The sequence below is a fragment of the Amycolatopsis sp. MtRt-6 genome (genome assembly GCF_017308975.1).
Taxonomy (GTDB): Bacteria; Actinomycetota; Actinomycetes; order Mycobacteriales; family Pseudonocardiaceae; genus Amycolatopsis.
Window position 1 is genome coordinate 227,951 of sequence record NZ_JADWPD010000002.1, and the last position, 24,321, is coordinate 252,271.

A 24,321-nucleotide genomic window follows, 5' to 3' on the forward strand; every position below is an offset into this window, starting at 1 on the left:
AGGTTCACTCGCCCGGTTCGGGCTTCGTCTCCTCCATCATCAGCAGGGCGCCGTGGCTCTCGCCGTTCGAGCTGCGCAACGAGCTGCACAGCAGCCGGACGACCGCCGCGCGGCCGCGCCGGTTGATCGCGTCGAGCATCAGCTCGCCGTAGTAGACCGGGTCCGACAGCGCTTCGCGCACCACCGGGCGGATCTCGGCGACCGGCAGGCCGATGTCCAGGTTCAGCAGGTGGATGCCTTCGGCTTCCTCCCGCCGCACGCCCCACAGGTCCTCGGCGCCGCGGTTCCACGCCTTGATCCGCATCTCGGCGTCGATGACGACGATGCCGGCCCGGATCGAGGTGAGCACCGACTCGAGGAACTCGTTCACCTCGTCGAGGTCGAGGCTGCGCTCGCGCAGCGCGTCGTTGATCGTCTGCAGCTCGTCGTTGGTGGACTGCAGTTCCTCGTTGGTGGTCTCGAGCTCCTCGTTGGTCGACTGCAGTTCCTCGTAGGCCGACTCGAGCTGCCGGTTCGTGTGCTCCAGTTCGGTGAGCAGCTGGCGCGCCCAGCTCACGTCGTGGAACACCACCGAAACGCCGAGCAGCGACTTGTCCTTGCCCACCAGCGGATTGACGTGCACCTCGTACCACACGGTCTCCCCGGCCCGGCGCCACTCGACGTCCTTGATCCGCAGCGACCGGCGTTCCAGCCGGGCCTGCTCGACGTACGCGCGCAGCGCCACCGGCCGGTAGGAGACGTCGAGGTCGCGCAGCGGCCGCCCGATGTCGCGTTCGGACAGTCCGAACGCGACTTCCGCCTGAGCGTTGATCAGCGCCGTCGTCTCCCCCTCGGTGAAGACGATCTGCGCGACCGGGCTCGCCGAGAAGGCGTGCTCACGCAGTTCCTCGAGGCCGGAGATGTCCTGGGTGCGCCGCTGCGGGAAGCTGGGGGAAACGAAGTGGTTGTAGCTCACCGGAGCGTTGACCGCTTTGCGGAAGACCCGCCGCTTGAGGTCGACCGGCTCGAAGATCCTGGTGTGGGACAACAGCATCTCGGCCTTGCCGAGGAACAGCACGCCCCGCGGCGCGAGCGCGAAGTGGAACCGCTCGAGAATCTTGGTCTGGGTCTCGGCGTTGAAGTACATCAGCGTGTTGCGGCAGACCAGCAGATCGATCCGGGAGATCGGCGCGTCCTGGACAGGTCGTTGCGCCCGAAGATGACCGAGCGGCGCAGGTCCTTGCGGAAGCAGTACCGGCTGCCCTGCAGCTCGAAGTACTGCTCCAGCTGCGCTTCGGTGAGCCCCTCGACCTCCGCCGGGGTGTAGGCCGCGTGCCGGGCCTGCGCCAATGCTTCGTCGTCGACGTCGGTGGCGTAGATCTTCACCCGCTGCCGGAACGTCTCGACGCCGAGGGCGTCGGCGAAGAGCATCGCCAGGCTGTAGGCCTCCTGCCCGGCCGCGCAGCCGGCGCTCCACACGCGGATCGGCTCTTCCGGGCTGCGTTCGGCCAGCAGCGCGGGCAGCACCTGCTCGCGCAGGTGGTCCCACGCGTCCGGGTCGCGGAAGAAGCCGGTCACGTTGATCAGGATGGTGTTGAACAGCGCGACGAACTCGTCGGCGTTGACCTGCAACTGGTCGATGTAGTCGGCGTAGCTGTCGATCTCGACCTGGCTCACCCGGCGGCGGACCCGGCGCATCAGGCTGCTGCGCTTGTACCCGGTGAAGTCGAAGCCCCGCGACTCCTTGAGGTAGGTGAGCACGGATTCGAACTCGCCGTTGGGTTCTTGGGCTCGGTCACGGTCCGACACGCTACCCGGCCGGACGGTCACCGGTGGTGCGGGCACCGGGGAGCAGAACCGCCCAGACGACCTTCCCGCCGGCCCACGACCGGCTGCAGCCCCACGTGCGGGCGATCTGCGCGACCAGCTTCAGTCCCATGCCCGGCTCGAACGGGGACAGCCGTTCGAGCAGCATGGCCGGCCGCGTGTCCTGGTCGGCCACGGCCACCGTGCACACCCCACGGCGCAGGTCGAGCCGCAGCTTCGGTTCGGACGTGGTGTGCCGCAGCACGTTCTCGACCAGTTCGGTGGCGATCAGCCGGGCGTCTTCGGCGAGTTCGGGCACGTCCCACTCGGTCAGCTTGGCCGTGACGAACTCGCGGATCTGCGCCGAGGTGCCCTCGGCGCACGGGAAAACACGTTCACACCGGCGGCGCACCGGGTGGTCCAGTGCCGCCGTCGCCGCCGCCAGGTCGGTGCGCACCGGGACGTAGCGGTCGACCACGTGCCGGCTCAGCTGTTCCCGGTGGGCGGAGCTCGCGACGACCGTGAACGGAATGGCCGGCCAGTCACCGATCCGCATGGCGACCAGGGAGAAGACACTCGCCAGCGAGGAATCGGCGATGACCAGCTCGCTGATGTCAGCCACCAGGCCGTCGGGCGCGTCGGTCGCGATCTTGAGCAGCCCGTCGCGCACCGTCGAGTACGAGGCGCGGTTCAGCTCACCGGTGACCCGGACGACGGTCGCCTGCTCGTGGCGGCCGACAGCCAGCTGGATTGCAGTGGAGCTCATGGTGCCGTCGGTTCCTCGCCTGCGGGGTCGGTCGTGCCGAGCAGGAACCGGCGCAGCGTCTCCGCGGCTTCGGCGGCTTCCCTGGCGGACGCGGCGTAGCGTTCCGCCAGCCCGGTCGGGCGCCTGCCGGAGAGCTGCGCGGCCAGCTTCCGGGCCAGTCCGGCCTTTTCGTCGAGCGCGCGCAGCGCCTTTTGAAGCGCGAACCGGAACTCGCCGGCGTGGGCCGACAGCAGCGCCTGCGCCGACCAGGCGTGCCCGATCCGGCAGCGGTAGCGGCCCGCCGGGTGCACCTCGGTGAGCGCGCCCTGACAGTCGGGGCAGGTGTACCCCGATCCGTTCTGCTCGTCCCCGGGCGGGAACGCCCCGGCCCGGACGGAATCGCGGGCGATCCGGTCCTCCAGCACGAGCGTGTCCGGGGGTGGGGGGACCTCGGCCGGGTCCACCGGCATCCGGACGAGCTTGTCGAGCAACGCGCCGAGCTCGACCGCCCGGACCACGTGCTCGGTGTCCACCAGCGCCAGCGCGTTCTCCGGCATGCCGCTGTACAGCGCGTCGGCGGGGTCCTGGACGACGGCGAGGCCGCCCCGGTCCACGATCGCGCGCAACCCGGCCGCCCCGTCGTCCAGGACCCCGGAAAGCACGACCCCGATGACCTTCGGCCCGTCCGTCAGCGCGGCGGAGCGGAAGGTCGCGTTGATCGCCGGCCGGTGCCCGTTCTCGGTCGGGCCCTGGGTCAGGACCAGCACACCGTCGCCGGTGAGCAGGTGCCGGTCCGGAGGCGCGACGTACACGGTGCCCGGCTCGATCGGCGTGCCGTGGCGCGCGGACCGGGCCGGCAACGGGCCCGCCCGGTCGAGGATGCCGGCCAGTGCGCTCCGCGTCCCGGCGGACAGGTGCATGGTGACCAGCACCGCTGCGGGGAAGTCCGGCGGCAGCGCGGCCACGACCGTGCGCAGCACCTCGACACCCCCGGCCGAAGCGCCGATGACCACGAGGTCGCGCCGGAAAGGCGGCACAGTGTCCACCTCCTCACTCTTCCCTCACGGTAGTCGAAGCCGCTCGCTACTCCGGGTAGCCCCCGCCGAGCGGGCTAAACGCGCGATGGGCCGCACGGACGTGGCCGAGGATGGCCCCGGCGATGTCCGGCAGCGGGAGCACGGAGCCGACCAGGCCCGTGTCGATGGCGGCGCCGGGCATGCCGAAGTGCGCGGACGTCACCTCGTCCTGGGCGAACACGGTGCCGCCGCAGCGGGCGACGGCGCGGATGCCGGCCTGGGCGTCGGTGCCCTTGCCGGTCAGGACCACGGCCAGCGCGCGGGGGCCGCACGTGACGGCGAGCGTGGCCAGCAGCAGGTCCGCCGACGGCCGGGCCGGCGGCAGGGCGCCGACGTCCACCAGCGCGACCCGCGATTCGGGCGTCAGCAGGAGGTGCCGGGCGGGCGGGACGACCAGCGCCACCCCGGGCTCGAGCTCGTCGCCGTCCGCGGCGTCGGCCACCCGCAGTGCCGTGCGTTCGGCCAGGATCGAGGTCAGGTGGCTCGTCCGGAACGGGTCCAGGTGCTGGGCGACGAGCACCGCCGCGGGCAGGTCCGCGGGGAGCGGGGCGAGCACCCCGGTGAGGGCGTCCAGGCCGCCCGCCGAGGCGACCAGGGCGACGACCGGGAAGCGCGCCGGATCGCCGGTGGTCACCGGCGTCCACCGCCCGCGCCGACCGGCGTGATCCGCCGTGCTGCCGGACGGCCCCGCACGGGATCCATCGTGACACGGAAACGACCCGGCGACCAGCGAACTGTCTTGGCCGCGGACATGAGATGCTGACCGCGCAGGCAGGCCGAAGGCGGGAGGCGCAGCGGGTGACCACCTGGATCGACGTGATCAACTTTGTCCGGACGCGGTACGAGGTCCTCGAGGAGTCGGAGGGCTGGCTGCGGTTCCGGCTGGAGGGGCCGCGGGACCGGACCCAGCAGGTGACGGTGCACCACCTCGACGAGCTCGACGGCGGCTCGTGGATCGAGATCTCCTCCCCGGTCGGCTGGGCCGACAAGGTCGACCTGCGGCGGCTGCTCGAGCTCGCCGGTGCCTCGGCCGTCGGCGGCGCGGCGGTGGTGGACGGCGTCGCGCTGCTCAAGCACACCGTGCCGCTGGAGGACCTCAGTATCCTGGAGGAGTTCGAGCGCCCGCTCAAGGCGGTCGTCGCCCGCGCGGACGCCTTCGAGCAGGAACTCACCGGCGCCGACGACTTCTGACCCCGGCTCACCCGGAGCGGCGGGCCCGGTCGGTCCGGCGCCGGTTCTCCTTCTCCAGCGCGCTGACGAGTTCCTCTTTGGACATCCGCGACCGCCCGGGGACGCCGAGCTGCTTGGCGCGCTCGTAGAGGTGCTGCCGGCTCGCGGTGGCGTTGACGCCGCCGCGGGTCGGCTTTTCGGGCTGCCCGGCTCCCCCGGCGGCCTGCGCGTCCGACGGGCCGCGTTCGGGTTTGGGCTCCCAGTGGTCGCCGACCTTCTCGAAGGTGTGCTTCAGGGCGGCGTAGGCGGTCTGCTGGGCCCGCCGGCCGGGCCCGTAGGTCCGCAGCGCGGAGTCGTGCGCGGCCACCCACGTGTCCTGGGCCTTGCGCGGCGACCGCAGCAGCGTGCTGGGCAAGTCTTCGCGTCCGGGCATGTCGCCTCGGCTACCCCGGCTCGCCCCGCCGAAACACACTTTCGCCGATTCAGCTCGCCCCACCAGCACTACCGTCCGAAGAGGACCGTCCGTGCGGAGCCTCCCGTGCGGTGTCTTTCCGGGGTCGGGCATGCTGATGACCAGTGTTTTCGGGTCGAGGGGACGAGAGGGCGAAAATGGGTGCTTCACCCGAATTGACCGTACCGGCGAGCGTCGAAAGCCCGGTGACGCCGCCGCAGCCCGCGTCCGGCGTGGCCCGGTGGCTGCTGGAGCACCGCGTCGCGCCCGTCGGCCGCGCGGGCGGTGAAGACCACGGGACGCCGCAGTCCTGGTGGAAAGTCATGTGCCTGACGGGCGTCGACTACTTCTCCACCCTCTCCTACCTCCCGGGCATCGCCGCGCTCGCCGCCGGGGCGCTCTCGCCGCTGGCGACCCTGCTGATCGTCGCGCTGACGCTGCTCGGGATGCTCCCGATGTACCGCCGGGTGGCCCGCGAAAGCCCGCACGGGCAGGGCTCGGTCGCGATGCTGGAGAACCTGCTGCCCTTCTGGCGCGGCAAGCTCTTCGTCCTCACCCTGCTCGGGTTCGTCGCCACGTCGTGGATCATCACGATCACGCTGTCCTCGGCGGACGCCACCGTGCACATGCTGGAGAACCCGTACCTGCCGGGCTTCCTGCACGGTCACGCGGTGCTGATCACCGTCGTGCTCCTGCTGGTCCTCGGCGGGGTGTTCCTGCTCGGCTTCAGCGAGGCCGTCGGGGTCGCCATCCCGCTCGTCGCGGTCTTCCTGCTGCTCAACGGCGTGGTGACGGTCGCCGGCGTGATCGACCTGGTCGGCGACTCCACGGCGCTGTCCCGCTGGACCGACGCGCTGACCGCCGGTGGCGGCGGGTTCGCCGGTGTCGTCGGCCCGGCCGTCCTCGCGTTCCCGATGCTGGTCCTGGGGCTCTCCGGCTTCGAAACCGGCGTCAGCATGATGCCGCTGGTCGCCGCCGACGGGAAGACCGCCGAGGAGAAGCTGGAGTCCCGGATCCGCAACACGCGGAAGCTGCTGACCGCCGCCGCGCTCATCATGTCGGTGTTCCTGATCGCGACGAGCTTCGTCACGACCGTGCTGATCCCGGCCGACGCGTTCAAGGAGGGCGGCGAGGCCAACGGCCGCGCCATGGCCTACCTCGCCCACCGCGAGCTCGGCGAGCTCTTCGGGACCGCCTACGACATCAGTAGCGTGCTGATCCTGTGGTTCGCCGGCGCTTCGGCAATGGCCGGGCTGATCAACATCGTCCCGCGGTACCTGCCGTCCTACGGCATGGCGCCGGAGTGGGGCCGCGCGGTCCGGCCGGTCGTGCTGGTCTACACGGCGATCAGCGTGCTCATCACGATCGCGTTCGGCGCGGACGTCAACGCCCAGGCCGGCGCCTACGCGACCGGCATCCTGGCGATGATGGTGTCCGGCGCGGTCGCGGTCAGCATCTCGGCGATCCGGCGACGCCAGCGCGGCGCGGCCGTCGGCTTCGTGGTCCTCACGATCGTCCTGCTGTACGCGCTCGTCGAAAACGTCATCGAAAAGCCCGACGGGATCGCCATCTCGGCCCTGTTCATCCTCGGGATCATCGTCGTCTCGCTGGTGTCCCGCGTTTCCCGCACGACGGAGCTGCGCGCCGAGCGCATCGAGTTCGACGACGAGGCCCGCCGGTTCATCGCCGACTCACTGGCCCACGACGGCGCGCTGAACATCGTCGCCAACAAGCGCCAGGACGGCGACCACGCGGAGTACTCGGCGAAGGAAGCCGAGCAGCGCGGCATGAACCCGGTGCCCGGCGCCGCCGACATCCTGTTCCTCGAGATCGACGTCGTGGACCCGTCGGAGTTCAGCAACGTGCTCCAGGTGCGCGGCATCGAGATCGACGGCTACCGGATCCTCCGCGCGGACAGCCCGGCGGCACCCAACGCGATCGCCGCGATCCTGCTGACCCTGCGCGACGTGACGGGCGTCCGCCCGCGGTGCTATTTCGAGTGGTCGGAAGGCAACCCGCTCGGCCACCTGTTCCGGTACCTGCTCCTCGGCCGCGGCGACACCGCGCCGGTGGTCCGGGAGATCATCCGCGGCATCGAGAAGGACCCGGCCCGCCGCCCCGCCATCCACGTCGGCGGGTGAGCGGCGCGGGCGGCGTTCACGGCAACGCGTGGACAGGCAGCCTGCCCGGTGGCCCGGACCGCAAATCCTGTGGCCGGGGTATCCGGGCCGGCACCGCTCAGCGAACCCCGCCGATCATCTCCCCGCGGGCGGCGGCCCAGCCCGGCGAACCGGCGCCCGCGCGGGACCGCGGCCGTCCTGGGGCCGGGGTGCGCGGGCCGACGCCCGGGCCGGTGCGCGCGCGGGTCCACGCGGCGGAGGCGGTGCCGCCGGCCGGGGCGCCCGGGCCGGGCGCTCCGCCTGCGGGACCGGACGCGGCCGGTTGACCCAGGAGTCGAACAGCAGGATCAGTCCCGCGAACGCGGCGCAGCCGACCCCCAGTGCCCAGTGGACCAGTGCGCCGAGGATGCCGGCGACCGCCAGCACCGGCAGCACCGCCATCAGGCAAAACGGGTCGATCCGGCCGAATTTCGGGCGTGAAGGCCCCTCTCGGGGACTCACCGTGCGGTCTCCGGGTTCCTGCGCGCCATTCCAGCAGTATGCAACGGGGGACCCCGGTCCTGCCACATGATCACGCCGGGTCACCGGCCATGACCGCTAGCGGACCGCGAAGACCATCCCGATGTCGGCCGCCTCCTGGACCGGGTCCTGCACGGCCTCGACCGTGAAGCCGCGCGCGGCGAAGACCTCGCGGACCGTGTCGCGGTTGTGCCGCCAGCCCTCGACCTCGACGACGGCCTGCGCCACCAGCGGCCAGTGCCGGTCCTCGAGCCCCCGCAGCACGTCGAGTTCGGCGCCCTCGACGTCGACCTTCAGCAGGTCGACGCGCTCGATGCCCTGCTCGTCGAGCACCGCCGACAGCGGCCGGACGCGGACGCGGTGCGTCTCCAGCTCCCGCATCACCCGCAGCTTGCGCCCGACGATGCCGCGCAGGATCGGCGCCGGCACGCGGCTCAGCCCCGCGCCCAGCCCGCCGCGGCGGATCATCTCGACGACGCTCGCCGTGACCCGGCGCCGCTCGGTCTCGACGTTGGCCGCGTCGCGCCACGACGACGAAAAGATGGTCGCCGCCGGGAAGTAGCTGAAGTCGATCTCGTCCTCGGCGGCCGCCAGCCCGTAGGGCAACGCGGTCAGCCGGCCGCCGAAGAAGTCACGGCCGTTGCGCTCCAGCGTCGCGTGGAGCGGCGGGAGCGGCTCGAACGCGTAGATCCGCACGTCCCCGTCCAGGCGCTCGTACACGGCCGCGGAGAAGACCCCGACATTGGCGCCGACGTCGAGGACGGTCGCGCCGGGGGCGAGCTCGACGCCGTGGGCAAAGTAGGCGCCGACCTCCTCGCGCAGGAACGACACCTCCCACGGGTTGATGCTGTGCAGGTCGATCGTGTCCATCGTCACGCGCAGAGGCTTATCAGCATCGGGCGCCGCCGGGCACCCCCGTTCGGCGGCTGCTCCGCACCTCGGCGCGGCCGCGGGCGGCGTACCACTGCAGCGCGACGACCAGCGCGAGCCCGAGTTCGACGACGTCTCCGCCGTAGTACATGAGCTGCGCCCCGGCCTGCCGGTCCGCGACGGCGAGCACCACACCCGGCGGCGGCGTCACGTACAAGGTCTTGGCCAGCACGGCGTGCGCGGCGGCCGCACCGATCAGCGCGCCCGCGCGGACGCCGAGCCCGGCCCGGTGGCGCAGCGGGTCGAGCCGGCAGATCGCCGTCGTGAACAGCAGGCCCGTCAGGAAGACGTGGACGTGCAGCCAGGGCTCGTCGCCGATCGCGGCGAACAGGCCGGTCCGGTAGAGCAGCCACAGGCTCCCCGCTTCGAGGACGGCGGCAACCGGCGGGAAGACCAGCACGGCGGCGGGCCACGACCCCAGCACCCGCTTGAGACGGCGGCGGGCCACCGTCGGGACCGCACGCAGCAGGAGCGTCCCCGGGCGGGCGAGGACCACCAGCAGCGGCGCGAGCATGCCGAGCAGGACGTGCTGCAGCATGTGCCCGGTTAACGTGGCCGCACCCGGCACCAGCGCCACGCCGACGCCGGCACCGAAGACGACGTCTCGGACGGGTGGCCATCGGTCTCCGCGCTGCCGTAGCCGCCACGCGCCGGCTTCGTAGGCCGCGACGGCGAGCAGCGCCAGGCCCGCGTGGACGCTCACGCCGTCGCCCGCGCGCGGCGCAGCAGGACCACCCCGGCGACGATCAGGAGCACCGCGACGACGTTCCACGTCCAGTCGTAGGGTGTGAGGTCGACGGCGTAGCGGATCTGGTGCAGGCCGAGGAGCTTGTGCTGGATGGTGCCGTCGTACAGCTGGAAGGCGCCGGCCCCGGTCAGCAGACCGCCGGCGAAGGCCCGGCCGGAGAGGCGGTCGCCCCGCCGCAGGTCGGCGACGAGCACCAGGCCGAAGACGACGGCGAAGAACCCGAAGGCGTGGAAGAGGCCGTCGGAGACGAGCCCGGCGTCGGTGGTCGAGCGGTCGTAGAAGTGGTGCCAGTGCAGCAGCTGGTGGAAGACGGTCTCGTCGACGAAGGCGGCAACCCCGATCCCGGCGAGCACCCCCGCCCACGCCGACCGGGCGTGGGCGGACCTGGTTTCGTGCTGAGGCATGGGCGGGGGCTACCCGCTCGGGGGCCGGACACGCTTCCCGGTTCGGCGAACCGGGCGCGGGGGCGGCTCGGATCACCGCGGCATCGCGGCCGTCCAGGCAGGACGAGCGCGCCGGAGCCGGCCCGGTGGCCAGTGCCCGGCGCCCGGCGGTCGGCACCCGCAGCCCGGCCCCCGCTGCCAGTGCCCGCTGCCAATGCCCGGCGCCCCGGCCCCGCCGCCCCGGTCCCAGGTGCCCAGTGCCCGGCGCCTTGGCACCCGGAGCCCTGGTGCCCAGTGCCCGGCGGCCGGTGCCCGATGGCAGGGCGCCGGCGGCCGGGCACCCGGTGCCTGCCCCATGCCCCGGTGCCCGGGCGCCCGGTGCCTGCCCCCATGCCCCGGCGCAAGCTCAGCGGCGCGCCCGCTCATCCTCCACGTGCAGCGCGGCCTGCTCCGGCCCCGCGGCCGGCGCCGAACCCGCGTCCACGCCGACCTGATCGGCCTCGCTGTCCACCGGTGGGCCGTCGCCGTCGACTGGTTCGACCTGCAGCGGCCGCTCCGGGCGGGCTCCGGTGTCGGGGTCTTCGGTCTCGCCCGCGCGGTCGTCGATGCCGGCCGGCACCTCCGCCGCCGGGTCCGGGTTCTCCTCCGCGATCCGGTCGCCCAGCCCGCGCGGGTGGGCCTGCTCCCACGGCGTCATCCCGTACTTCGTCACGCCCGACCAGTGCTCCGGGGGATCCAGGCCCTCCTCGAGCGGGTCGGCGCGGATCCGGTCCTCGTCGAGGTCCTCGGCGCTGTTGAGCGCCGCCGGGTCCGTCTCGACGGCGTCGGGTTCGCCGGTGTCCTGCGGCGGGTCGTAACTCTGGTCCGGTTCGGTCATGTTCCCCGGGCTTCCACGCCGCCGCGACGGCGAAACACCGGACGGCGGCAGCCGGTCGAGGCCCCGGCGTTTGTGCGACACCGCCGGCGGTATCCGGGTGGCTCCGGATCCCCGAACACAGGGAGGCGTCATGCCCCGACCGGTGTCCGACCAGGTGGTCGTGCTGATGGGCGCGTCGAGCGGGATCGGGCGCGCCACGGCGCTCGCCTTCGCCGCACGGGGAGCGCGTGTCGTGTGCGCCGGACGCACCGAGCGAGCGCTCGGCACGCTGGTCGACGAGATCACGAACACGGGTGGGACGGCGCTGGCCATGCCCACCGACATCGCCGATCCGGCCGCCGTCCGCGCGCTGGTCCAGGCGGCCGAAACGGAGTTCGGCCGGATCGACACCTGGGTCAACCTCGCCGGTGTGTCGGTGTTCGGCCGCGTCGAAGACATCACCGACGAAGAGTTCGACCGCGTGCTGCGGGTCAACTTCCTGGGCCACGTCCACGGCGTGCGCGCGGTGCTGCCCGCCCTGCGCCGCGCGGGCGGCGGCTCGGTGATCGGCGTCGCGTCGGTCGAGGGCGTGCGGGCGGTGCCGCTGCACGCGCCCTACACCGCCAGCAAGTTCGCGCTGCGCGGCTTCTACGACTGCCTCCGCATCGAACTCGCGCAGGAGGGTGCCCGATCGCCGTCACCACCATCCTGCCCGGGGCCATCGACACGCCGTTCTTCGAGCACGCGCGCAGCAAGCTCGGCGCGCTGCCGAAACCCCCGCCGCCGGTGTACGCGCCGGAGACGGTCGCCGACACGATCGTCTTCGCCTCGACGCACCCGCGCCGCGAAATCCCCGTCGGCGGCGCCGCGGCCGGCTTCTTCCTCGGGCAACGGCTCTCCCCCGCGCTGACCGACGCGCTGTTGTCGCTGCGCCGGATCGGCTCCCGGAGTTTCCGGAACGCCTTGCCGGACAACGGAACCGACAACGTCGACTCCACTGTGGACGAACCGGGCCAGGTCCACGGCAGCCACGCCGGCAAGGTGGTCCGGCGCAGCGCGTTCACGAAGCTGATCGGCACGCTGCCCCGGCCGGGCGACCTGCTCACCGCGGCGGTGTCGCGCCGGCACGGTTGACCGGCGCACGGCGGGGTAGCCGCAGCGGTATGGATCCCCGACGCGATGGTCACGCCCGGTCGAAGCCCGCCTGGGCGCACCGGGCCCTGCGGAAGGCCGAAGAGGCCGAGGCGCTCGACGGACCGGCCTCCGGCCTCGGGCGGGTACTGGGCGCCGTCGCCGGAAGCCGGGTGACGCGGCAGCTGCGCGGCCACGGGCTGGGTCACCCGCTGCACCCGATCGCGGTGACGGTCCCCATCGGCGCCTGGCTGTGCTCGGCGGCGTTCGACCTGCTCCCGGACGGCGCCGGCACGGCCCGCCGCCTGGTCGCGGCCGGCCTGCTGACCGCCCCGGCGGCGGTGGTGCTCGGCCTGGCCGACTACACGGGCCTGGACCGGCGCCAACGCCGGGTGGGGTTGATCCACGCGGCGGCGAACACGACGGCGACGGCGCTGTTCGGCGCCTCGTACCTGGCCCGCCGCGGCGGCCGGGGCGGACGGCTCTTCGGCCTGCTCGGCCTGACCGCGGCCGGCGTGGGCGGCGCGCTCGGCGGGCACCTGGCGTATGCCCAGGGTGCCGGGGTGTTCCGCTGGCAGTCCCTGGCCGAGGTGGCTCCGGCCGAGCTCGCGGGCGACGACCCGGCCGCGCCCCGCAACCCCGCCTGACCCCACCGCACGCCGGACCCGGGCGCGCTTTGAGCACCGGCCGCCGGGGTAACCGGCCCGCATGAGCGAATCCGAGAACCGTCCCCTGACCCCCGACGTGCCGGCGCCTCCGGGCACGCCCGAGCTGGACCTCGACGTCGAAATCCCCGAGACCGACCGGACGCGGCCCGGCTCTCAGGACGTCGACGAGGACGCCGGCGAAATCGAACCGCCGAGCTGACCGGACAGCCACGGCCGCGCGCCGGTCAGCAGGCCGATCATGCCCGCGACCAGGCGCATCTGGTCCACCGTCCGGATGTCGGCCTCGACCAGCCGGGGTGAACACACCAGGACCGCCAGTGCCTGCGCGCGCGACAGCGCCACGTTCAGCCGGTTGCGCGACAACAGGAAGTCCAGGCCGCGCGGCAGGTCGACCGCCGACGACGACGTCATCGTCGCGATCACCACCGGGGCCTCCTGGCCCTGGAACCGGTCGACCGTGCCCACCCGGACGCCCGGGTACCCGGCCTCCGCCAGGGCCCGCGTCACCGTCCGCGCCTGCAGGTTGTAGGGCGCGACGACGAGGATGTCGTGGTCGCCGAGCGGCCGCGCCGGACCGTGGTCCGTCCACAAGCGACCGTGCACTTCGGACACGATCCGCACGACGGCCGCGGCTTCCTCCACCGAGCGGGTCGTGTTGCCCTGGTGGTCGACCTCGGCCAGGTACAGGCCCGCGTCGACGCCCTCCAGCGCGCGTTCGGCGGCCGACGGGTGGGCGTGCAGCCGTCCGGCGTAGGACAGCTTCGACACCGGCTCGCACACCGCCGGGTGCATGCGCCGGGTCTCGTCGAGGAAGTACCCCAGCGACGCCGGCATGATGTCGGCCTCGCCGATCAGGTGCCCGAGCGCCGAGGCCTCCGCCCCCGCGGGATGCGTGCCCTGCACCACCTGGGGCAGCTGCTGCGGGTCGCCCAGCAGCAGGACATTGCGGGCGCACATCGACACCGCGAGCGCGTCGGCCAGGGCGAACTGGCCGGCCTCGTCGATGATCAGCAGGTCGAAGGGCTCCTCGCGGACCGCCGCGTTGGCGAACGTCCACGCCGTCCCGCCGACGAGGTGCCCGGTGTCGTGCTCCGCCCGCCACTTCACCAGCGCCGGGTTGCTCTTCGGCTGGTCCCACAACGCGTCCGGGTCCGGCGTCTTCTTCGCGCGCTTGGCGCACGGCAGCTCCGGCGCGCTCTTCTTGGCCGCGCTCAGCACGTTCTCCACGGCCTTGTGGCTGGTCGAGGTGACCGCGACGGTCCGCCCCGCCCGCACGAGCCGGGCGATCAGCCGGCCGGCCAGATAGGTCTTGCCCGCGCCCGGTGGCCCCTGGACGGCCAGCGCCGACCCGTCGAGCGCGTCGACCGCCTCGATCACCGTGGCCACCAGGTCCGCACCCGGCGACGGGAGCGCCGCGCCACCCCGCAGCCGCGGCGGGGTCCGCCGGAGCAGGTCGACGCCGGGGTGGCGTGGCAGCTCCGGGAGCGCGTCGACGACCAGGCGCGCGAGGTCGGCGACCGCCTCGTCCTTGGGCGAGGGCCGCACCGGGCTGCCCGGCAGCACCGCGCTCGGCCGGTCGTTCGTGGTCGCCTCCGGCGGGGAACTCTCTTCCAGGGTCAGCTCCACGGCCGACGCGGCGACGACCTTCGCGTCGCGGGCGGTGTCGCCGTAGCGCAGCCGCACGTCGTCGCCGGGGGCGAACGGGTGCGGCCGATCGGGGTCGCACGCCAGCTGCAGCGTCCGCTTCGCGGTGCGCGTCCGGCCCGCCGGGGGCACCCACTCCCCCGCTTCCAGGGCGACCGGCACCGCGCAGGTGGTGTCCACCTCGAGGTCGCCGAGTGGCGCGGCGAGCTGGCGGAAGTACTCCCACCAGGCCGGGTTCGTCTCGCGGCGGTGGTAGCCGACGGACGCCGCCAGCAGCGCGCGGGCCCGCTCGTCGGCGGTGAAGTGCCCCGGGTCGTCCGGCAGGCCTTCGAGCAGGGGGTCGACCAGCGCGGCCACCTGCGCGGCCCGTTCGGCACGCCGCTCGGCGGCGACGTCCTCCTCGGCGGCGCGCAGCAGCGCGTCCTCGGCGGACTCCGCCGGCGGCTCCGGGACGTCGATGCCCGCGTCGGCGCGGACGCGGTGCAGGAACTCGAACAGCCGCTGGGCGGAGCCGCAGTCGTCCTCGGTGTTCTCGCCGATGCGGCGCAGGACCTCGTCGGCGCGTTCCGGCTCCCCGGCCTGCGCGAACGCCAGGTACTCCTCGTACGCCTCGACGTCGGACACGGCGGTCTTCGCGCGAGCGCCGGGCTGGTAGAGCGGCTCGAGGTGCCGGATCGAGTACGACCGCTGGGACACCCGCAGCGCCTTGCGCACGACCGCGGACAGGTCGACGACCGCGCCACTGCGCAGCAGGTGGTCGACGGTCTCTTCGCGGGTGCCGTGCACCGCCGCGAGCCGCTTGATCGCGGTGACCTCGTAGGGCGCGTAGTGGTAGACGTGCGACCCCGGGTGCTCGGCGACGCGTGCCGCGGCGAAGTCGACGAACTCCTCGAACGCGCGCCGCTCCTGGGCGCGGCTGTGCGCCCAGAACGGCGTGAACTGCCGGTCGGCGACCACGCCGAAGAGGTACTCCAGGCCTTCGCCGGCGAGGGCGTGCGGATCGCCCGCCAGATCGACGAACACGTCACCCGGCGCCGGGACCGGCAGGGCGGCCAGCTCGCCGGAGTCGACGATCTCGTAGGCGACCTCGCCGGTCCTGTCCTGCCGGACCTGCAGCGCGGCCTGGGCGCGCAGGGTCGCGAACGCCGTCGCGGACAGGTCACGCGGGCGGTCGTCCGGACCGGCGGCGGCCAGCGCGTCGATCGAGCCGAGCCCGGCGGCGACGAGCTTGCGGCGCTGGTCGCCGCGCATCCCGGCCACGAGCGAGAGGTCGCGGTCGGCCTCCCGCGCGGAGGCGCAGTGCTGGGCGAACCCGCACCCCGCGCAGGCCGGGCGCTCGTCGGCCCACAGCGGGACCGGCAGCCGCGGCGGCCGGCCCGCCAGCCGGGTCCGCAGGCGGTCCACCAGCGGCCGGAAGTCCTCGACGCGCAGGGTCCGGGTGCCACCGTCGGTCAGCCGGAGGTGCAGGTGCGGCCCGGCCGGCCACCCGGCGCGGGTGATCGCGTCGGCGCAGGCCGTCAGCCGGACCACCGCGGCGGGCGTCGCCTGCCGGACCGGGGTCGTGTCGTGGACCTCGTAGCGGCCTCCGCCGTCGGAGACCAGGAGGTCCGCCTGCGCCGCGAACTCGCCGTCGAGGAAAACGGCCCGGTGGATCACCGGCACGCCGGACCGCAATGCCTCTTCGGTCGCCTTCGCGGCGAGCGTGAGGTCTTCGACGCCGGCGGTCTGGTGGCTGCCGGGCTCGGGCCGCGGCGCTCCCGGCAGCCCCGCGGCCCGCGCCTGGACGAGGACGCTGCGGTGCTCGCAGTCGAGCAGGTCGGCGAGATCGGCTGGGGTGAGCATCGCCGGGCAGTCTGACACGGCCGATCAACGGGCCGGAGAACGACGTCGCCGACACGCCGAAACTTTCGGGATTTTCCCGGTATATCGCCAATTCTTGACAGCTCGGACTCCCGCCCGCAATAGTGCGGGAACCGAACTAAATACTCGTGAACACGATGGGGGCACGGTGTCTCTCAGCGACGAGAACGAGCAGAGCCGGCTGCGCCGGCGGTCCTTCCTGATCGGCAGCGGAGCTGCCGTGGCCACCTCGATGTTCGTGGCCGCGCCGGCCCAGGCGAGTCCGCCGGCGCCGGCTTTCCCGAGCGACTACGACGGCTCGGACCTGTGGCTGCGCTACGAGCCGGTCGCCGATCCCGGCCTCCTCGCCCGGTACCGGGCCGCGCTCGGCGCGATCGTCGTGGAGAACGCCGGCCGCACAAAGGTCCACCGCCACACGGCGAACCTGAGCATGGCGCCCGGATCCACCGAGCACCTGGTGGAAACCACCCTGGAAGCGGCGCGGGACGAGCTCGTCCGCGGCCTCGGCGGGCTGCTGGGCCGGTCCGTGCCGGTGCGGGACGGGTTCCCGGACCGCGCGGTGGTCGTGGGCACCCCGGACAGCTCGCCCCTGGTGCGCCGGCTCGTGCCCGCGCGCGACCTGGCGCCGCTCGGGCGCGACGGCTACCTCATCCGCTCGCTGACGCGCGGCGGGCACCGGTCGATCGTCATCGCCGCCAACACCGATCTCGCCGCGCTGTACGGGACGTTCGCGTTCCTCCGGCGGCTCCAGGCGCAGCACCCCATCACCGACCTGAAACTTTCCTCGGTGCCGCGGATCAACCACCGGTACCTGAACTACTGGGAGACCGAACGCCTCTACGCCGGGAACGACCCGGCCGGAACCGGTGGGCTGAACGGCGAGAACGGCGCGATCTTCGTCTTCACCGCCACCGGCGCGTCGGCCGGGCTGAACCTGCCGGTGATCCTCGACCGGTACCTCGTGGCCGCGCGCGCGATGGCGTCGCTGGGCATCAACGGCATCACGATCAACAACGTCAACGCCAACAGCTTCTACCTCACCCCGGCCGCCATCGAGCAGGAAGCCGCGCTGGCGGACGCGCTGCGCCCGTACGGGATCAAGCTGGCGGTGTCCATCAACTACGCGGCACCGACGGACGCCCGGTTCGCGCCCGACACCCTCACCCGGGAACAGCTGGACCCCTACAGCGCGCAGTTCCGGGACTGGTGGACCCGGCGGGCGCGGCAGCTGCAGGCCGCGATCCCCGACTTCATGGGCTTCACGGTCAAGGCGAACTCCGAGGGCCAGCCCGGCCCGCAGGACCTGGGCTACGACCACGGCGACGGCGCCAACGGGATGGCGGCGGCGGTGGCGCCGCTCGGCATGCGGATCTTCTGGCGGACCTTCGTCTACAACGCCGACGTCGACGCGGACCGGCTGAAGCGCGCCTACCTGGAGTTCGGCCCCATCGACGACGAGCCCCAGCCCGACGGCACGGTCGGGCGGTTCGCCGAGAACGTGTTCCTGCAGACGAAGAACGGCCCGCTCGACTACCAGCCCCGGGAGCCGGCGAACCCGCTCTTCGGCCGGCTGGAACACACCAACCAGGCCATCGAACTGCAGATCACCCAGGAGTACACCGGGCAGAACACGATGCTGTGCTACCTCGGCCCGCTGTGGGAAGAGGTGCTGAAGTCCGACACGTACGCCACCGGCTCGGACGGCCGCCTGCTGGCCCGGCGCCTGGTCGGCCACGTGGTCGACGGCTCCGCCCAGGGCCACCCGGACACCGCCATCGTCGGCGTGGCCAACTTCGGCAACGCCGACAACCTGACCGGGCACCACTTCGCGCAGGCGAACCTGTACGCCTTCGGCAGGCTGGCCTGGGACTGGACCCTGGACACGCGCGGCATCGCCGAAGACTGGGTCCGGCTGACCTGGAGCAACCGCGACTTCGTCGTCCGGACGATCGAGGCGATGATGATGGGCTCCCGGGAAGCGCTGGTGAGCTACCAGACCCCGCTCGGCGTCGCCCACCAGTTCCGCACCAGCGACCACTACGGCCCGGCGCCGGGCGAACAGCTGGCACGGGACGACTGGAGCCCGGTGTACTACAACAAGGCCGACCGCGCCGGGCTCGGCTACGACCGCTCCCCCACGGGCAGCAACTTCGTCGCGCAGTACTTCCCGGTGCTCACGGCCCGGTACGGCGACATCGAAACCGTGCCCGAAGACCTGCTGATGTGGTTCCACCACGTGCCGTGGGACCGGCCGATGCGCAGCGGCCGGATCTTCTGGGACGAGCTGGTGTACCGCTACCAGACGGGCGTGCACTACGTCTCCTGGCTGCGCCAGGCCTGGGACGCGCTCGAACCGCACGTCGACGCGCGGCGCTTCGCCGAGGTGAAGGCCAAGCTCGCCGCCCACGAAGCCGACGCCGGCAGCTGGCGCGACACCTGCGTGCGCTACTGGCAGGAGTTCAGCGGCCGGCCGATCCCGACGGACGGCCCCCTTTCGATCCGGATCGTGGCCGGCGGCCGGACGATCGGCGGGTTCGACGCCGGAGCGCCGTCGGTCACCATCCCGCTGGCCGCGGGCACCTCGCCGAGGATCACGAAGGTCATCCCGGCCGATCCCGCCGTGCGGTGCGAAGTGCTTTCCCAGGCCGGAGGCGTGCCCGGGCGGGCCGTCGTGCGGGTCACCGGGAAGAGCTCCTTCGGCCCGATTCTCAAGGACTACGTGTTCGACTTCACCCGCTGAAGGCTTCGGGGAACCTCCCGGCGGCGGCGTCCGTTGTCGTATCCTACGGCACCGTAAGTTACGGTTGCGTAGGTACGGAAGGACGTTCCATGCCGGTCCCCGAAACCACCCGCCTGCTGCACGAACTCGAAGGCACGGTCGAAGAGAACCTCAACCGGCACCTCGCCGCCGCCCAGGAGTGGATGCCGCACGAGTACGTCCCCTGGAGCCAGGGGCGCGACTTCGCCGAGCTGGGCGGGGAGGCGTGGGACCCGGAGCAGTCTCGGGTCAGCCCGATCGCGCGGACGGCTCTCGAAGTCAACCTGCTCACCGAGGACAACCTGCCCAGCTACCACCGCGAGATCGAGCGCGCGTTCGGCCGCGACGGCGCGTGGGGCACGTGGGTGCACCGGTGGACGGCCGAAGAGGGCCGCCACGGCATCTGCATCCGCGACTACCTGCTGGTCACCCGCGCCGTCGACCCGGTCGAGCTGGAGCGGATGCGGATGGAGACCATGCAGGCGGGCTACGACACCGGTGACAAGCCGCTGCTGAACGTCTGCGCGTACGTCTCGTTCCAGGAGCTGGCCACCCGGCTTTCGCACCGCAACACCGGCCGCTACACCCAGGACCCCCTGGCCGAGAAGCTGCTGGCCCGGGTGTCCACCGACGAGAACCTCCACATGGTCTTCTACCGCAACCTCGTCAAGGCGGCGCTGGAGATCTCGCCCGACGCCATGATGCGGGCGATCACCGACGAGGTCCTGAACTTCGCGATGCCGGGCGCGGTGATCCCGAGCTTCCAGCGCAAGGCGGCACTGATGGCCAAGGCCGGCATCTACGACCTGCGGATCCACCACGACGACGTCGTCCAGCCGCTGCTGCGGTACTGGAAGGTCTTCGACCTGACCGGCCTCGGCGCGGTCGGGGAAGCCGCGCGCGAGGAGCTCGCCACGTTCCTCAAGGGACTCGACACGCAGGCGTCCCGCTTCGAGGAACGCCGGGACGCCGCCGCCGCGCGCCGGGCGGCGCGGGGCATAGTGGACCTCTGAGCCTGCGTAGCCGCCGGAGGTCGCCGTGCCGCACCGAGGTCGCGTTCCCGGCGCCACCGGGCCGGTGCTGGGGCGCGCGCTGCGGGTCCTGGAGGCGTTCTCGCCGGACCGGCCGGCGCTGCGGCTGAGCGAGGTCGCCCGCCGGTCGGGGCTGCCGGCCGCGACCGCGCACCGGCTGCTGCGCGAGTTCTGCGAGTGGGGCGCGCTGGAGCGCGACGAAGCCGGCGTCTACCGGGTCGGGCTGCGGCTGTGGGAACTGGGCTCGCTCGCGCCGCGGGGCCTGGGCCTGCGGGAACTCGCCCTGCCGTTCCTGGAGGACCTCTCGCAGATCACCCGCGAGAACGTCCAGCTCGCCGTCCGCGAAGGCGCCGAGGTCGTTTACATCGAGCGGATCGCCGGGACCGGAGCGGTCCCGGTGCTGACCCGCGTCGGCGGGCGGTTCGCGCTGACCGCGACGGGCGTCGGGCTCGTCCTGCTGGCCCACGCGCCCGCGGAGGTGCAGGAGGAGGTGCTGGGCAGCCCGATCGAGCGGTACACGAGCGAGACGGTGACCGACCCCGACCGGCTCCGGCACATGCTGGCTGACGTGCGCACGCACGGGTTTTCGATCAGCGAGCGCCAGGTGACCCTCGACTCGCTGTCGGTCGGCGCGCCGATCCACGACGCCCGGGGCCGCGTGGTGGCCGCGGTGTCGCTGGTCGTGCGGTACGGGAGCGTGTCGCCGCACGCGCTCGCCCCGCTGGTCATGACGAGTGCGCGCGCGATTTCCCGAGCGCTTTCCGTCTTATGAAATAGCCCTTCGTGGCGCCCGGGTCGCTCCCCCACGCTGTGACCCGGCCCACCACGAAAGGACGACCCGATGAGCGCCATTCCCCGCGACCAGTGGTACGTCGCCGCCTACGGCTCCGAGATCGGCACCGAACTGTTCAGCCGCACCATCTGCGGGGAACCGATCCTGTTCTGGCGGACCCGCGACGGCAGCGTCACCGCGATGGCCGACCGGTGCGTGCACCGGCGGTTCCCGTTGTCGCAGGCGCCGTCGCGGCTGGTCGACGACCAGGTCATCTGCGGCTACCACGGGTTCACCTACGGCGTCGACGGCAAGTGCGTGGCCGTGCCCGGGCAGACCCGGGTGCCGCGGACCGCGCGGCTGACGCGCTACCCGCTGGTGGAGCAGGACTCCTTCGTCTGGGTGTTCATCGGCGACCCCGCGAAGGCGGACGCGGCGCGGATCCCGCGGGCGCCCTGGCTCGCCTCGCCGGACTACACGACCGTCCGCGGGATGGAACCGCTCAAGGCGCGGTACTCGCTGCTGGTGGACAACCTGCTGGACCTGTCCCACGAGACCTACCTGCACGGCGGCTACATCGGCACCCCGGAGGTCGCCGAAACGCCGATCACGACCGAGGTCGACGAGGACGCCGGCATCGTCTACGTGTCGCGGCACATGGCCGACGCGGCGTGCCCGCCGTTCTACTCGAAGTCGACCGGCCTCGAAGGCCGCATCACGCGCTGGCAGGACATCGAGTACACGCCGCCGTGCCTGTACAAGCTGCACAGCCGCATCGCGCCGGTCGGGTCCGTGCCGAACCCCGACGGGACCGACCCGGACGCCTTCCACGTCGAGGTCGTCTACGCCATCACGCCGGAGACCGAGCACTCGACGCACGACTTCTGGGCGGTGGCCCGGGATTTCGCCCTCGACGACGAAGGCGTTTCGGCGTTCCTGGCGGAGAACAACCGGACCGTGGTGCTGCAGGACGTCGAGGCCCTCGACGTCCTCGAGCGGGTGATCGCCGCCGAGCCGGACGGCTACCAGGAGCTGTCGATCAACATCGACACCGGCGGCCTCGCGGCCCGCCGGATGCTCCAGCGGCTGGCGGCGTCATGACCCGCCCGATGCTGACCGGCGACCGCGTCAACCGCATCCACTGGGTGCTCGGCACCGACCGGCTGCGCGCGGTCTGCCACTGCGGAGCCGAGCGCGAGTTCGAAGACCCCGTGCAGCTGTGGGACTGGCTGCTCGCCCACCCCGAAGGACACCGATGACGCTCGAACTGCTGGTGGAAGCCAAGGAAAAGCTCGCCGACGGCGTCGTGGCGCTCACCCTCCGCGCGCCCGGCGGCGAGCCGTTGCCGCCGTGGGAGCCGGGGGCGCACGTCGATCTCGTCCTGCCCGGCTTCGTGCGGCAGTATTCGCTGTGCGGCGACCCGTCGGACGCGTCGGCGTACCGGGTGGCGGTCCTCCGGGAGGCCGACGGCCGCGGCGGCTCGGCGTACGTGCACGATGCGCTGTCGCCCGGGGACCGGGTTTCGGTCGAGGGCCCCCGCAACCACTTCCCGCTGGTGGACGCCGAAAGGTACCTGTTCATCGCGGGCGGCATCGGCATCACGCCGATCCTGCCGATGCTCGACCGCGCGGGCACCGACTGGCACCTGGTCTACGGCGGCCGCACGCGCGGGTCGATGGCGTTCACGGAGGAGCTGGCTCGCCACGGCGACCGCGTGACGTTCCGGCCCCAGGACGAACACGGGCTCCTCGACCTCCCGGCGCTCCTGGCCGCGGCAGGCCCGGGCACGGCGGTGTACTGCTGCGGGCCGGAACCACTGCTGGCGGCGGTGGAGGCGCTGGGCCCGGAAGACCTGCACGTCGAGCGCTTCACCGCGCTGCCCGACGACGGCGAGCGGACGGCGTTCGAGGTCGAACTGGCCGGGTCGGGCCGGGTGCTGCCGGTGCCGGCGGACCGGTCGATCCTGGAGGTGGTCGAGGCGGCCGGGGTGCAGGTGCTGTCGTCGTGCCGCGAGGGCACGTGCGGGACCTGCGAGACGGGTGTGCTGGGCGGCGAACCGGACCACCGGGACTCGGTGCTGACCGCGGACGAGCGGCTGGAGAACGAGGTGATGATGCTCTGCGTGTCGCGGGCGTGCTCCCCCAGGTTGGTACTCGACCTCTGACGCAGCGTCACTGCACGGCGAACCACGCCGATCTGTAGTGATATGGGACGGGTGAAGAGCTTTCACTCTTTCGTGGACAAGGTGGACGAGCGGCTCGGGGACGGGCTGGAGGGGCTCCTGTGCGCCCACCACCGGCGGCGGCTGCACCGGCTCGGCTGGGGTGCCGTGCTCGACCCGGGTGGCGCCGATGATCCGCTCGGCGGGCGAGCCCCCGTCCGCGACGGCAACCGGGTCGAAGTCCTGATCGACGGTGAGGAGTCGCTGCCCGCCGTCGCGGAGGCCGTCCGAGGCGCGAAATCCCACGTGCACATCGCGAACTGGCACGCCAGCGCGGACTTCCGGCTGACGCGGGAACCCGGGTCGCCCACCCTGCGGGCGCTGCTGGCCGAGGCCGCCGGGCGGGGGGTCGACGTCCGCGTGCTGCTGTGGGCCGGGCCGCCCTTTCCCGCGTTCCAGCCGTCGCGGAAGCTGGCGCGGGCCGAACGGCGGAAGTTCACCGAAGGCTCGGACGTCCGCTGCGTGCTGGACTCGCGGGAGCGGACCCTGCACTGCCACCACGAAAAGCTGGTGATCGTCGACGACTCCGTCGCCTTCGTCGGCGGGGTGGACCTCACCGCGCTCGAAGGCGACCGGCACGACAGCCCGGACCACCCGCCGCGGCCGATCGGGTGGCACGACCTGATGGCTCGGCTCGACGGGCCCGTCGTCGCCGATGTCGCCGACCACTTCCGGCGGCGGTGGACCGAGGTCGCCGGCGAGGACCTGCCGGCACCCGCGGTCCCCGAGCCGGCCGGCGGCAGCCGCGTCCAGCTGCTGCGGACCGTGCCGAACGACACCTACGACTTCCTGCCGAAAGGCGAGTTCACCGTCCTCGACGGCTACCTGCGCGCGCTGAGATCGGCGCGGCGGCTGGTCTACCTGGAGAACCAGTTCCTGTGGTCGCCCGAGATCGCCGAAGTACTGCTCGACAAACTCCGCACCCCGCCTGACGACGACTTCCGCGTGGTCCTGCTGCTACCGCGCAAGCCGAGCAACGGCTCGGACACCACCCGCGGCCAGCTCGGCAGGCTGCTCGACGCCGACGACGGCAACCGGCGGCTGCTGGCCACCACGATCAGCGCCCACGACGGCGACTCGGCGGCCCCGGTGTACGTCCACGCGAAGCTCGGCATCGTGGACGACTCGTGGCTGACCGTGGGCTCGGCCAACCTCAACGAGCACTCGCTGTTCAACGACACCGAGGTCAACATCGCCACCGACGACCCGGACGTCGTCCGGACGACGCGGCTGCGGTTGTGGGCCGAACACCTCGGGCGCCCGGTGCCGGAGCTGGCGGACCGCGGCACCGCGGACATCGTGGACAACCTGTGGCGGCCGCTCGCGGAGGAGCAGGCCGAGCGGGAACGCCGCGGCGAGCAGCGAACCCACCGGCTGGTGCTGCTGCCGGGGGTCTCCCGCCGCGTCGCCCGGCTGCAGGGCCCGCTGCGCGGGCTGCTCGTCGACGGCTGAG

At 72.8% G+C, this 24,321-nt stretch carries 23 protein-coding genes and 1 pseudogene; 13 read left to right on the top strand and 11 right to left on the bottom strand.

Going from position 1 to position 24,321, the window contains the following annotated elements; translation table 11 throughout:
* Window positions 1-4 precede the first annotated feature (4 nt).
* The 4 genes and pseudogenes from I4Q55_RS04670 to I4Q55_RS04685 all read right to left on the bottom strand — a co-directional run bounded on the left by I4Q55_RS04670 (window position 5) and on the right by I4Q55_RS04685 (window position 4,240).
* Window positions 5-1,788 (bottom strand): annotated as a pseudogene (locus I4Q55_RS04670) (CheR family methyltransferase).
* Between the two features lies 1 nt (window position 1,789).
* Window positions 1,790-2,551, bottom strand: a complete 762-nt coding sequence (locus I4Q55_RS04675) for an ATP-binding protein (RefSeq protein ID WP_206784754.1) — start codon at window positions 2,549-2,551, stop codon at window positions 1,790-1,792.
* Window positions 2,548-3,576, bottom strand: coding sequence for a chemotaxis protein CheB (locus tag I4Q55_RS04680; RefSeq protein WP_206784755.1), 1,029 nt, complete (start codon window positions 3,574-3,576; stop codon window positions 2,548-2,550). The genes I4Q55_RS04675 and I4Q55_RS04680 overlap by 4 nt, the downstream gene beginning before the upstream one ends.
* Window positions 3,577-3,613: 37 nt before the next feature.
* Window positions 3,614-4,240: a chemotaxis protein CheB gene (locus I4Q55_RS04685; RefSeq protein ID WP_206784756.1), complete on the bottom strand. Its 627-nt coding sequence runs from the start codon at window positions 4,238-4,240 to the stop codon at window positions 3,614-3,616.
* Window positions 4,241-4,404: 164 nt separating this feature from the next.
* On the opposite strand from I4Q55_RS04685, the gene I4Q55_RS04690 reads away from it, so the two are divergent.
* Window positions 4,405-4,797: a hypothetical protein gene (locus tag I4Q55_RS04690; protein WP_206784757.1), complete on the top strand. Its 393-nt coding sequence runs from the start codon at window positions 4,405-4,407 to the stop codon at window positions 4,795-4,797.
* A gap of 7 nt (window positions 4,798-4,804) precedes the next feature.
* Here the strand turns inward: I4Q55_RS04690 and I4Q55_RS04695 are convergent, their stop codons facing one another.
* Window positions 4,805-5,209 (bottom strand): ChaB family protein, encoded by a 405-nt coding sequence (locus tag I4Q55_RS04695; RefSeq protein ID WP_206784758.1) that lies wholly within the window; start codon window positions 5,207-5,209, stop codon window positions 4,805-4,807.
* Between the two features lie 176 nt (window positions 5,210-5,385).
* Here I4Q55_RS04695 and I4Q55_RS04700 point away from each other — a divergent pair, with 176 nt between their 5' ends.
* Complete coding sequence (locus I4Q55_RS04700; protein ID WP_206784759.1) at window positions 5,386-7,368, top strand: amino acid transporter; 1,983 nt, start codon at window positions 5,386-5,388, stop codon at window positions 7,366-7,368.
* Window positions 7,369-7,482: 114 nt separating this feature from the next.
* Here I4Q55_RS04700 and I4Q55_RS04705 read toward each other — a convergent pair whose 3' ends face one another.
* The 5 genes from I4Q55_RS04705 to I4Q55_RS04725 all read right to left on the bottom strand — a co-directional run bounded on the left by I4Q55_RS04705 (window position 7,483) and on the right by I4Q55_RS04725 (window position 10,804).
* Complete coding sequence (locus I4Q55_RS04705; RefSeq protein WP_206784760.1) at window positions 7,483-7,788, bottom strand: hypothetical protein; 306 nt, start codon at window positions 7,786-7,788, stop codon at window positions 7,483-7,485.
* A 156-nt stretch (window positions 7,789-7,944) separates the two neighbouring features.
* A complete protein-coding gene (locus I4Q55_RS04710) occupies window positions 7,945-8,736 on the bottom strand; it encodes an FkbM family methyltransferase (RefSeq protein WP_242545385.1) in 792 nt (263 codons plus the stop codon).
* 19 nt (window positions 8,737-8,755) lie between these two features.
* Window positions 8,756-9,499, bottom strand: a complete 744-nt coding sequence (locus I4Q55_RS04715) for a cytochrome c oxidase assembly protein (protein WP_206784762.1) — start codon at window positions 9,497-9,499, stop codon at window positions 8,756-8,758.
* The gene (locus I4Q55_RS04720) at window positions 9,496-9,948 is read right to left on the bottom strand and encodes a DUF2243 domain-containing protein (RefSeq protein WP_206784763.1); all 453 of its coding nucleotides are present in this window, start codon (window positions 9,946-9,948) and stop codon (window positions 9,496-9,498) included. The genes I4Q55_RS04715 and I4Q55_RS04720 overlap by 4 nt, the downstream gene beginning before the upstream one ends.
* Before the next feature lie 385 nt (window positions 9,949-10,333).
* Window positions 10,334-10,804: a hypothetical protein gene (locus I4Q55_RS04725; protein ID WP_206784764.1), complete on the bottom strand. Its 471-nt coding sequence runs from the start codon at window positions 10,802-10,804 to the stop codon at window positions 10,334-10,336.
* Window positions 10,805-10,934: 130 nt separating this feature from the next.
* Here I4Q55_RS04725 and I4Q55_RS04730 point away from each other — a divergent pair, with 130 nt between their 5' ends.
* From I4Q55_RS04730 to I4Q55_RS04740, 4 genes are all read left to right on the top strand, one after another.
* Window positions 10,935-11,693: an SDR family NAD(P)-dependent oxidoreductase gene (locus tag I4Q55_RS04730; RefSeq protein WP_242545296.1), complete on the top strand. Its 759-nt coding sequence runs from the start codon at window positions 10,935-10,937 to the stop codon at window positions 11,691-11,693.
* A 53-nt stretch (window positions 11,694-11,746) separates the two neighbouring features.
* Window positions 11,747-11,917, top strand: a complete 171-nt coding sequence (locus tag I4Q55_RS48955; protein ID WP_242545297.1) for a hypothetical protein — start codon at window positions 11,747-11,749, stop codon at window positions 11,915-11,917.
* A gap of 29 nt (window positions 11,918-11,946) precedes the next feature.
* Window positions 11,947-12,561, top strand: coding sequence for a DUF2231 domain-containing protein (locus tag I4Q55_RS04735; protein ID WP_206784765.1), 615 nt, complete (start codon window positions 11,947-11,949; stop codon window positions 12,559-12,561).
* A 61-nt stretch (window positions 12,562-12,622) separates the two neighbouring features.
* Window positions 12,623-12,781, top strand: coding sequence for a hypothetical protein (locus tag I4Q55_RS04740; RefSeq protein WP_206784766.1), 159 nt, complete (start codon window positions 12,623-12,625; stop codon window positions 12,779-12,781).
* Here the strand turns inward: I4Q55_RS04740 and I4Q55_RS04745 are convergent.
* Entirely contained in the window at window positions 12,736-16,068 is a 3,333-nt protein-coding gene (locus I4Q55_RS04745) for a TM0106 family RecB-like putative nuclease (RefSeq protein ID WP_206784767.1), read from the bottom strand. The two genes, I4Q55_RS04740 and I4Q55_RS04745, sit on opposite strands and share 46 nt — an antisense overlap.
* A 166-nt stretch (window positions 16,069-16,234) precedes the next feature.
* Between I4Q55_RS04745 and I4Q55_RS04750 the strand changes: the two genes are divergently transcribed.
* The 7 genes from I4Q55_RS04750 to I4Q55_RS04780 all read left to right on the top strand — a co-directional run bounded on the left by I4Q55_RS04750 (window position 16,235) and on the right by I4Q55_RS04780 (window position 24,320).
* Window positions 16,235-18,826 carry an alpha-glucuronidase family glycosyl hydrolase gene (locus I4Q55_RS04750; protein ID WP_206784768.1) on the top strand — a complete coding sequence of 864 codons (2,592 nt, stop codon included), beginning with the start codon at window positions 16,235-16,237 and terminating at the stop codon, window positions 18,824-18,826.
* Window positions 18,827-18,915: 89 nt separating this feature from the next.
* Window positions 18,916-19,857: an acyl-ACP desaturase gene (locus tag I4Q55_RS04755; protein WP_206784769.1), complete on the top strand. Its 942-nt coding sequence runs from the start codon at window positions 18,916-18,918 to the stop codon at window positions 19,855-19,857.
* Window positions 19,858-19,882: 25 nt separating this feature from the next.
* Window positions 19,883-20,647 carry an IclR family transcriptional regulator gene (locus tag I4Q55_RS04760; RefSeq protein ID WP_206784770.1) on the top strand — a complete coding sequence of 255 codons (765 nt, stop codon included), beginning with the start codon at window positions 19,883-19,885 and terminating at the stop codon, window positions 20,645-20,647.
* 69 nt (window positions 20,648-20,716) lie between these two features.
* The gene (locus I4Q55_RS04765) at window positions 20,717-21,748 is read left to right on the top strand and encodes an aromatic ring-hydroxylating dioxygenase subunit alpha (RefSeq protein WP_206784771.1); all 1,032 of its coding nucleotides are present in this window, start codon (window positions 20,717-20,719) and stop codon (window positions 21,746-21,748) included.
* Window positions 21,745-21,906: a hypothetical protein gene (locus tag I4Q55_RS04770; protein ID WP_206784772.1), complete on the top strand. Its 162-nt coding sequence runs from the start codon at window positions 21,745-21,747 to the stop codon at window positions 21,904-21,906. Before I4Q55_RS04765 ends, I4Q55_RS04770 begins: the two co-directional genes overlap by 4 nt.
* Window positions 21,903-22,811, top strand: coding sequence for a PDR/VanB family oxidoreductase (locus I4Q55_RS04775; RefSeq protein WP_206784773.1), 909 nt, complete (start codon window positions 21,903-21,905; stop codon window positions 22,809-22,811). The genes I4Q55_RS04770 and I4Q55_RS04775 overlap by 4 nt, the downstream gene beginning before the upstream one ends.
* Window positions 22,812-22,853: 42 nt before the next feature.
* Window positions 22,854-24,320 (top strand): phospholipase D-like domain-containing protein, encoded by a 1,467-nt coding sequence (locus I4Q55_RS04780; protein ID WP_242545298.1) that lies wholly within the window; start codon window positions 22,854-22,856, stop codon window positions 24,318-24,320.
* Window position 24,321 lies beyond the last annotated feature (1 nt).

Bases quoted from the DNA above. Each gene is read 5' to 3' on its own strand.
- I4Q55_RS04675 (WP_206784754.1), bottom strand. From the start codon at position 2,551: ATGAGCTCCACTGCAATCCAGCTGGCTGTCGGCCGCCACGAGCAGGCG.
- I4Q55_RS04695 (WP_206784758.1), bottom strand. From the start codon at position 5,209: ATGCCCGGACGCGAAGACTTGCCCAGCACGCTGCTGCGGTCGCCGCGC.
- I4Q55_RS04700 (WP_206784759.1), top strand. From the start codon at position 5,386: ATGGGTGCTTCACCCGAATTGACCGTACCGGCGAGCGTCGAAAGCCCG.
- I4Q55_RS04705 (WP_206784760.1), bottom strand. From the start codon at position 7,788: ATGGCGGTGCTGCCGGTGCTGGCGGTCGCCGGCATCCTCGGCGCACTG.
- I4Q55_RS04710 (WP_242545385.1), bottom strand. From the start codon at position 8,736: ATGGACACGATCGACCTGCACAGCATCAACCCGTGGGAGGTGTCGTTC.
- I4Q55_RS04720 (WP_206784763.1), bottom strand. From the start codon at position 9,948: ATGCCTCAGCACGAAACCAGGTCCGCCCACGCCCGGTCGGCGTGGGCG.
- I4Q55_RS04725 (WP_206784764.1), bottom strand. From the start codon at position 10,804: ATGACCGAACCGGACCAGAGTTACGACCCGCCGCAGGACACCGGCGAA.
- I4Q55_RS04730 (WP_242545296.1), top strand. From the start codon at position 10,935: ATGCCCCGACCGGTGTCCGACCAGGTGGTCGTGCTGATGGGCGCGTCG.
- I4Q55_RS04735 (WP_206784765.1), top strand. From the start codon at position 11,947: ATGGATCCCCGACGCGATGGTCACGCCCGGTCGAAGCCCGCCTGGGCG.
- I4Q55_RS04740 (WP_206784766.1), top strand. From the start codon at position 12,623: ATGAGCGAATCCGAGAACCGTCCCCTGACCCCCGACGTGCCGGCGCCT.
- I4Q55_RS04745 (WP_206784767.1), bottom strand. From the start codon at position 16,068: ATGCTCACCCCAGCCGATCTCGCCGACCTGCTCGACTGCGAGCACCGC.
- I4Q55_RS04755 (WP_206784769.1), top strand. From the start codon at position 18,916: ATGCCGGTCCCCGAAACCACCCGCCTGCTGCACGAACTCGAAGGCACG.
- I4Q55_RS04765 (WP_206784771.1), top strand. From the start codon at position 20,717: ATGAGCGCCATTCCCCGCGACCAGTGGTACGTCGCCGCCTACGGCTCC.
- I4Q55_RS04770 (WP_206784772.1), top strand. From the start codon at position 21,745: ATGACCCGCCCGATGCTGACCGGCGACCGCGTCAACCGCATCCACTGG.
- I4Q55_RS04775 (WP_206784773.1), top strand. From the start codon at position 21,903: ATGACGCTCGAACTGCTGGTGGAAGCCAAGGAAAAGCTCGCCGACGGC.
- I4Q55_RS04780 (WP_242545298.1), top strand. From the start codon at position 22,854: ATGGGACGGGTGAAGAGCTTTCACTCTTTCGTGGACAAGGTGGACGAG.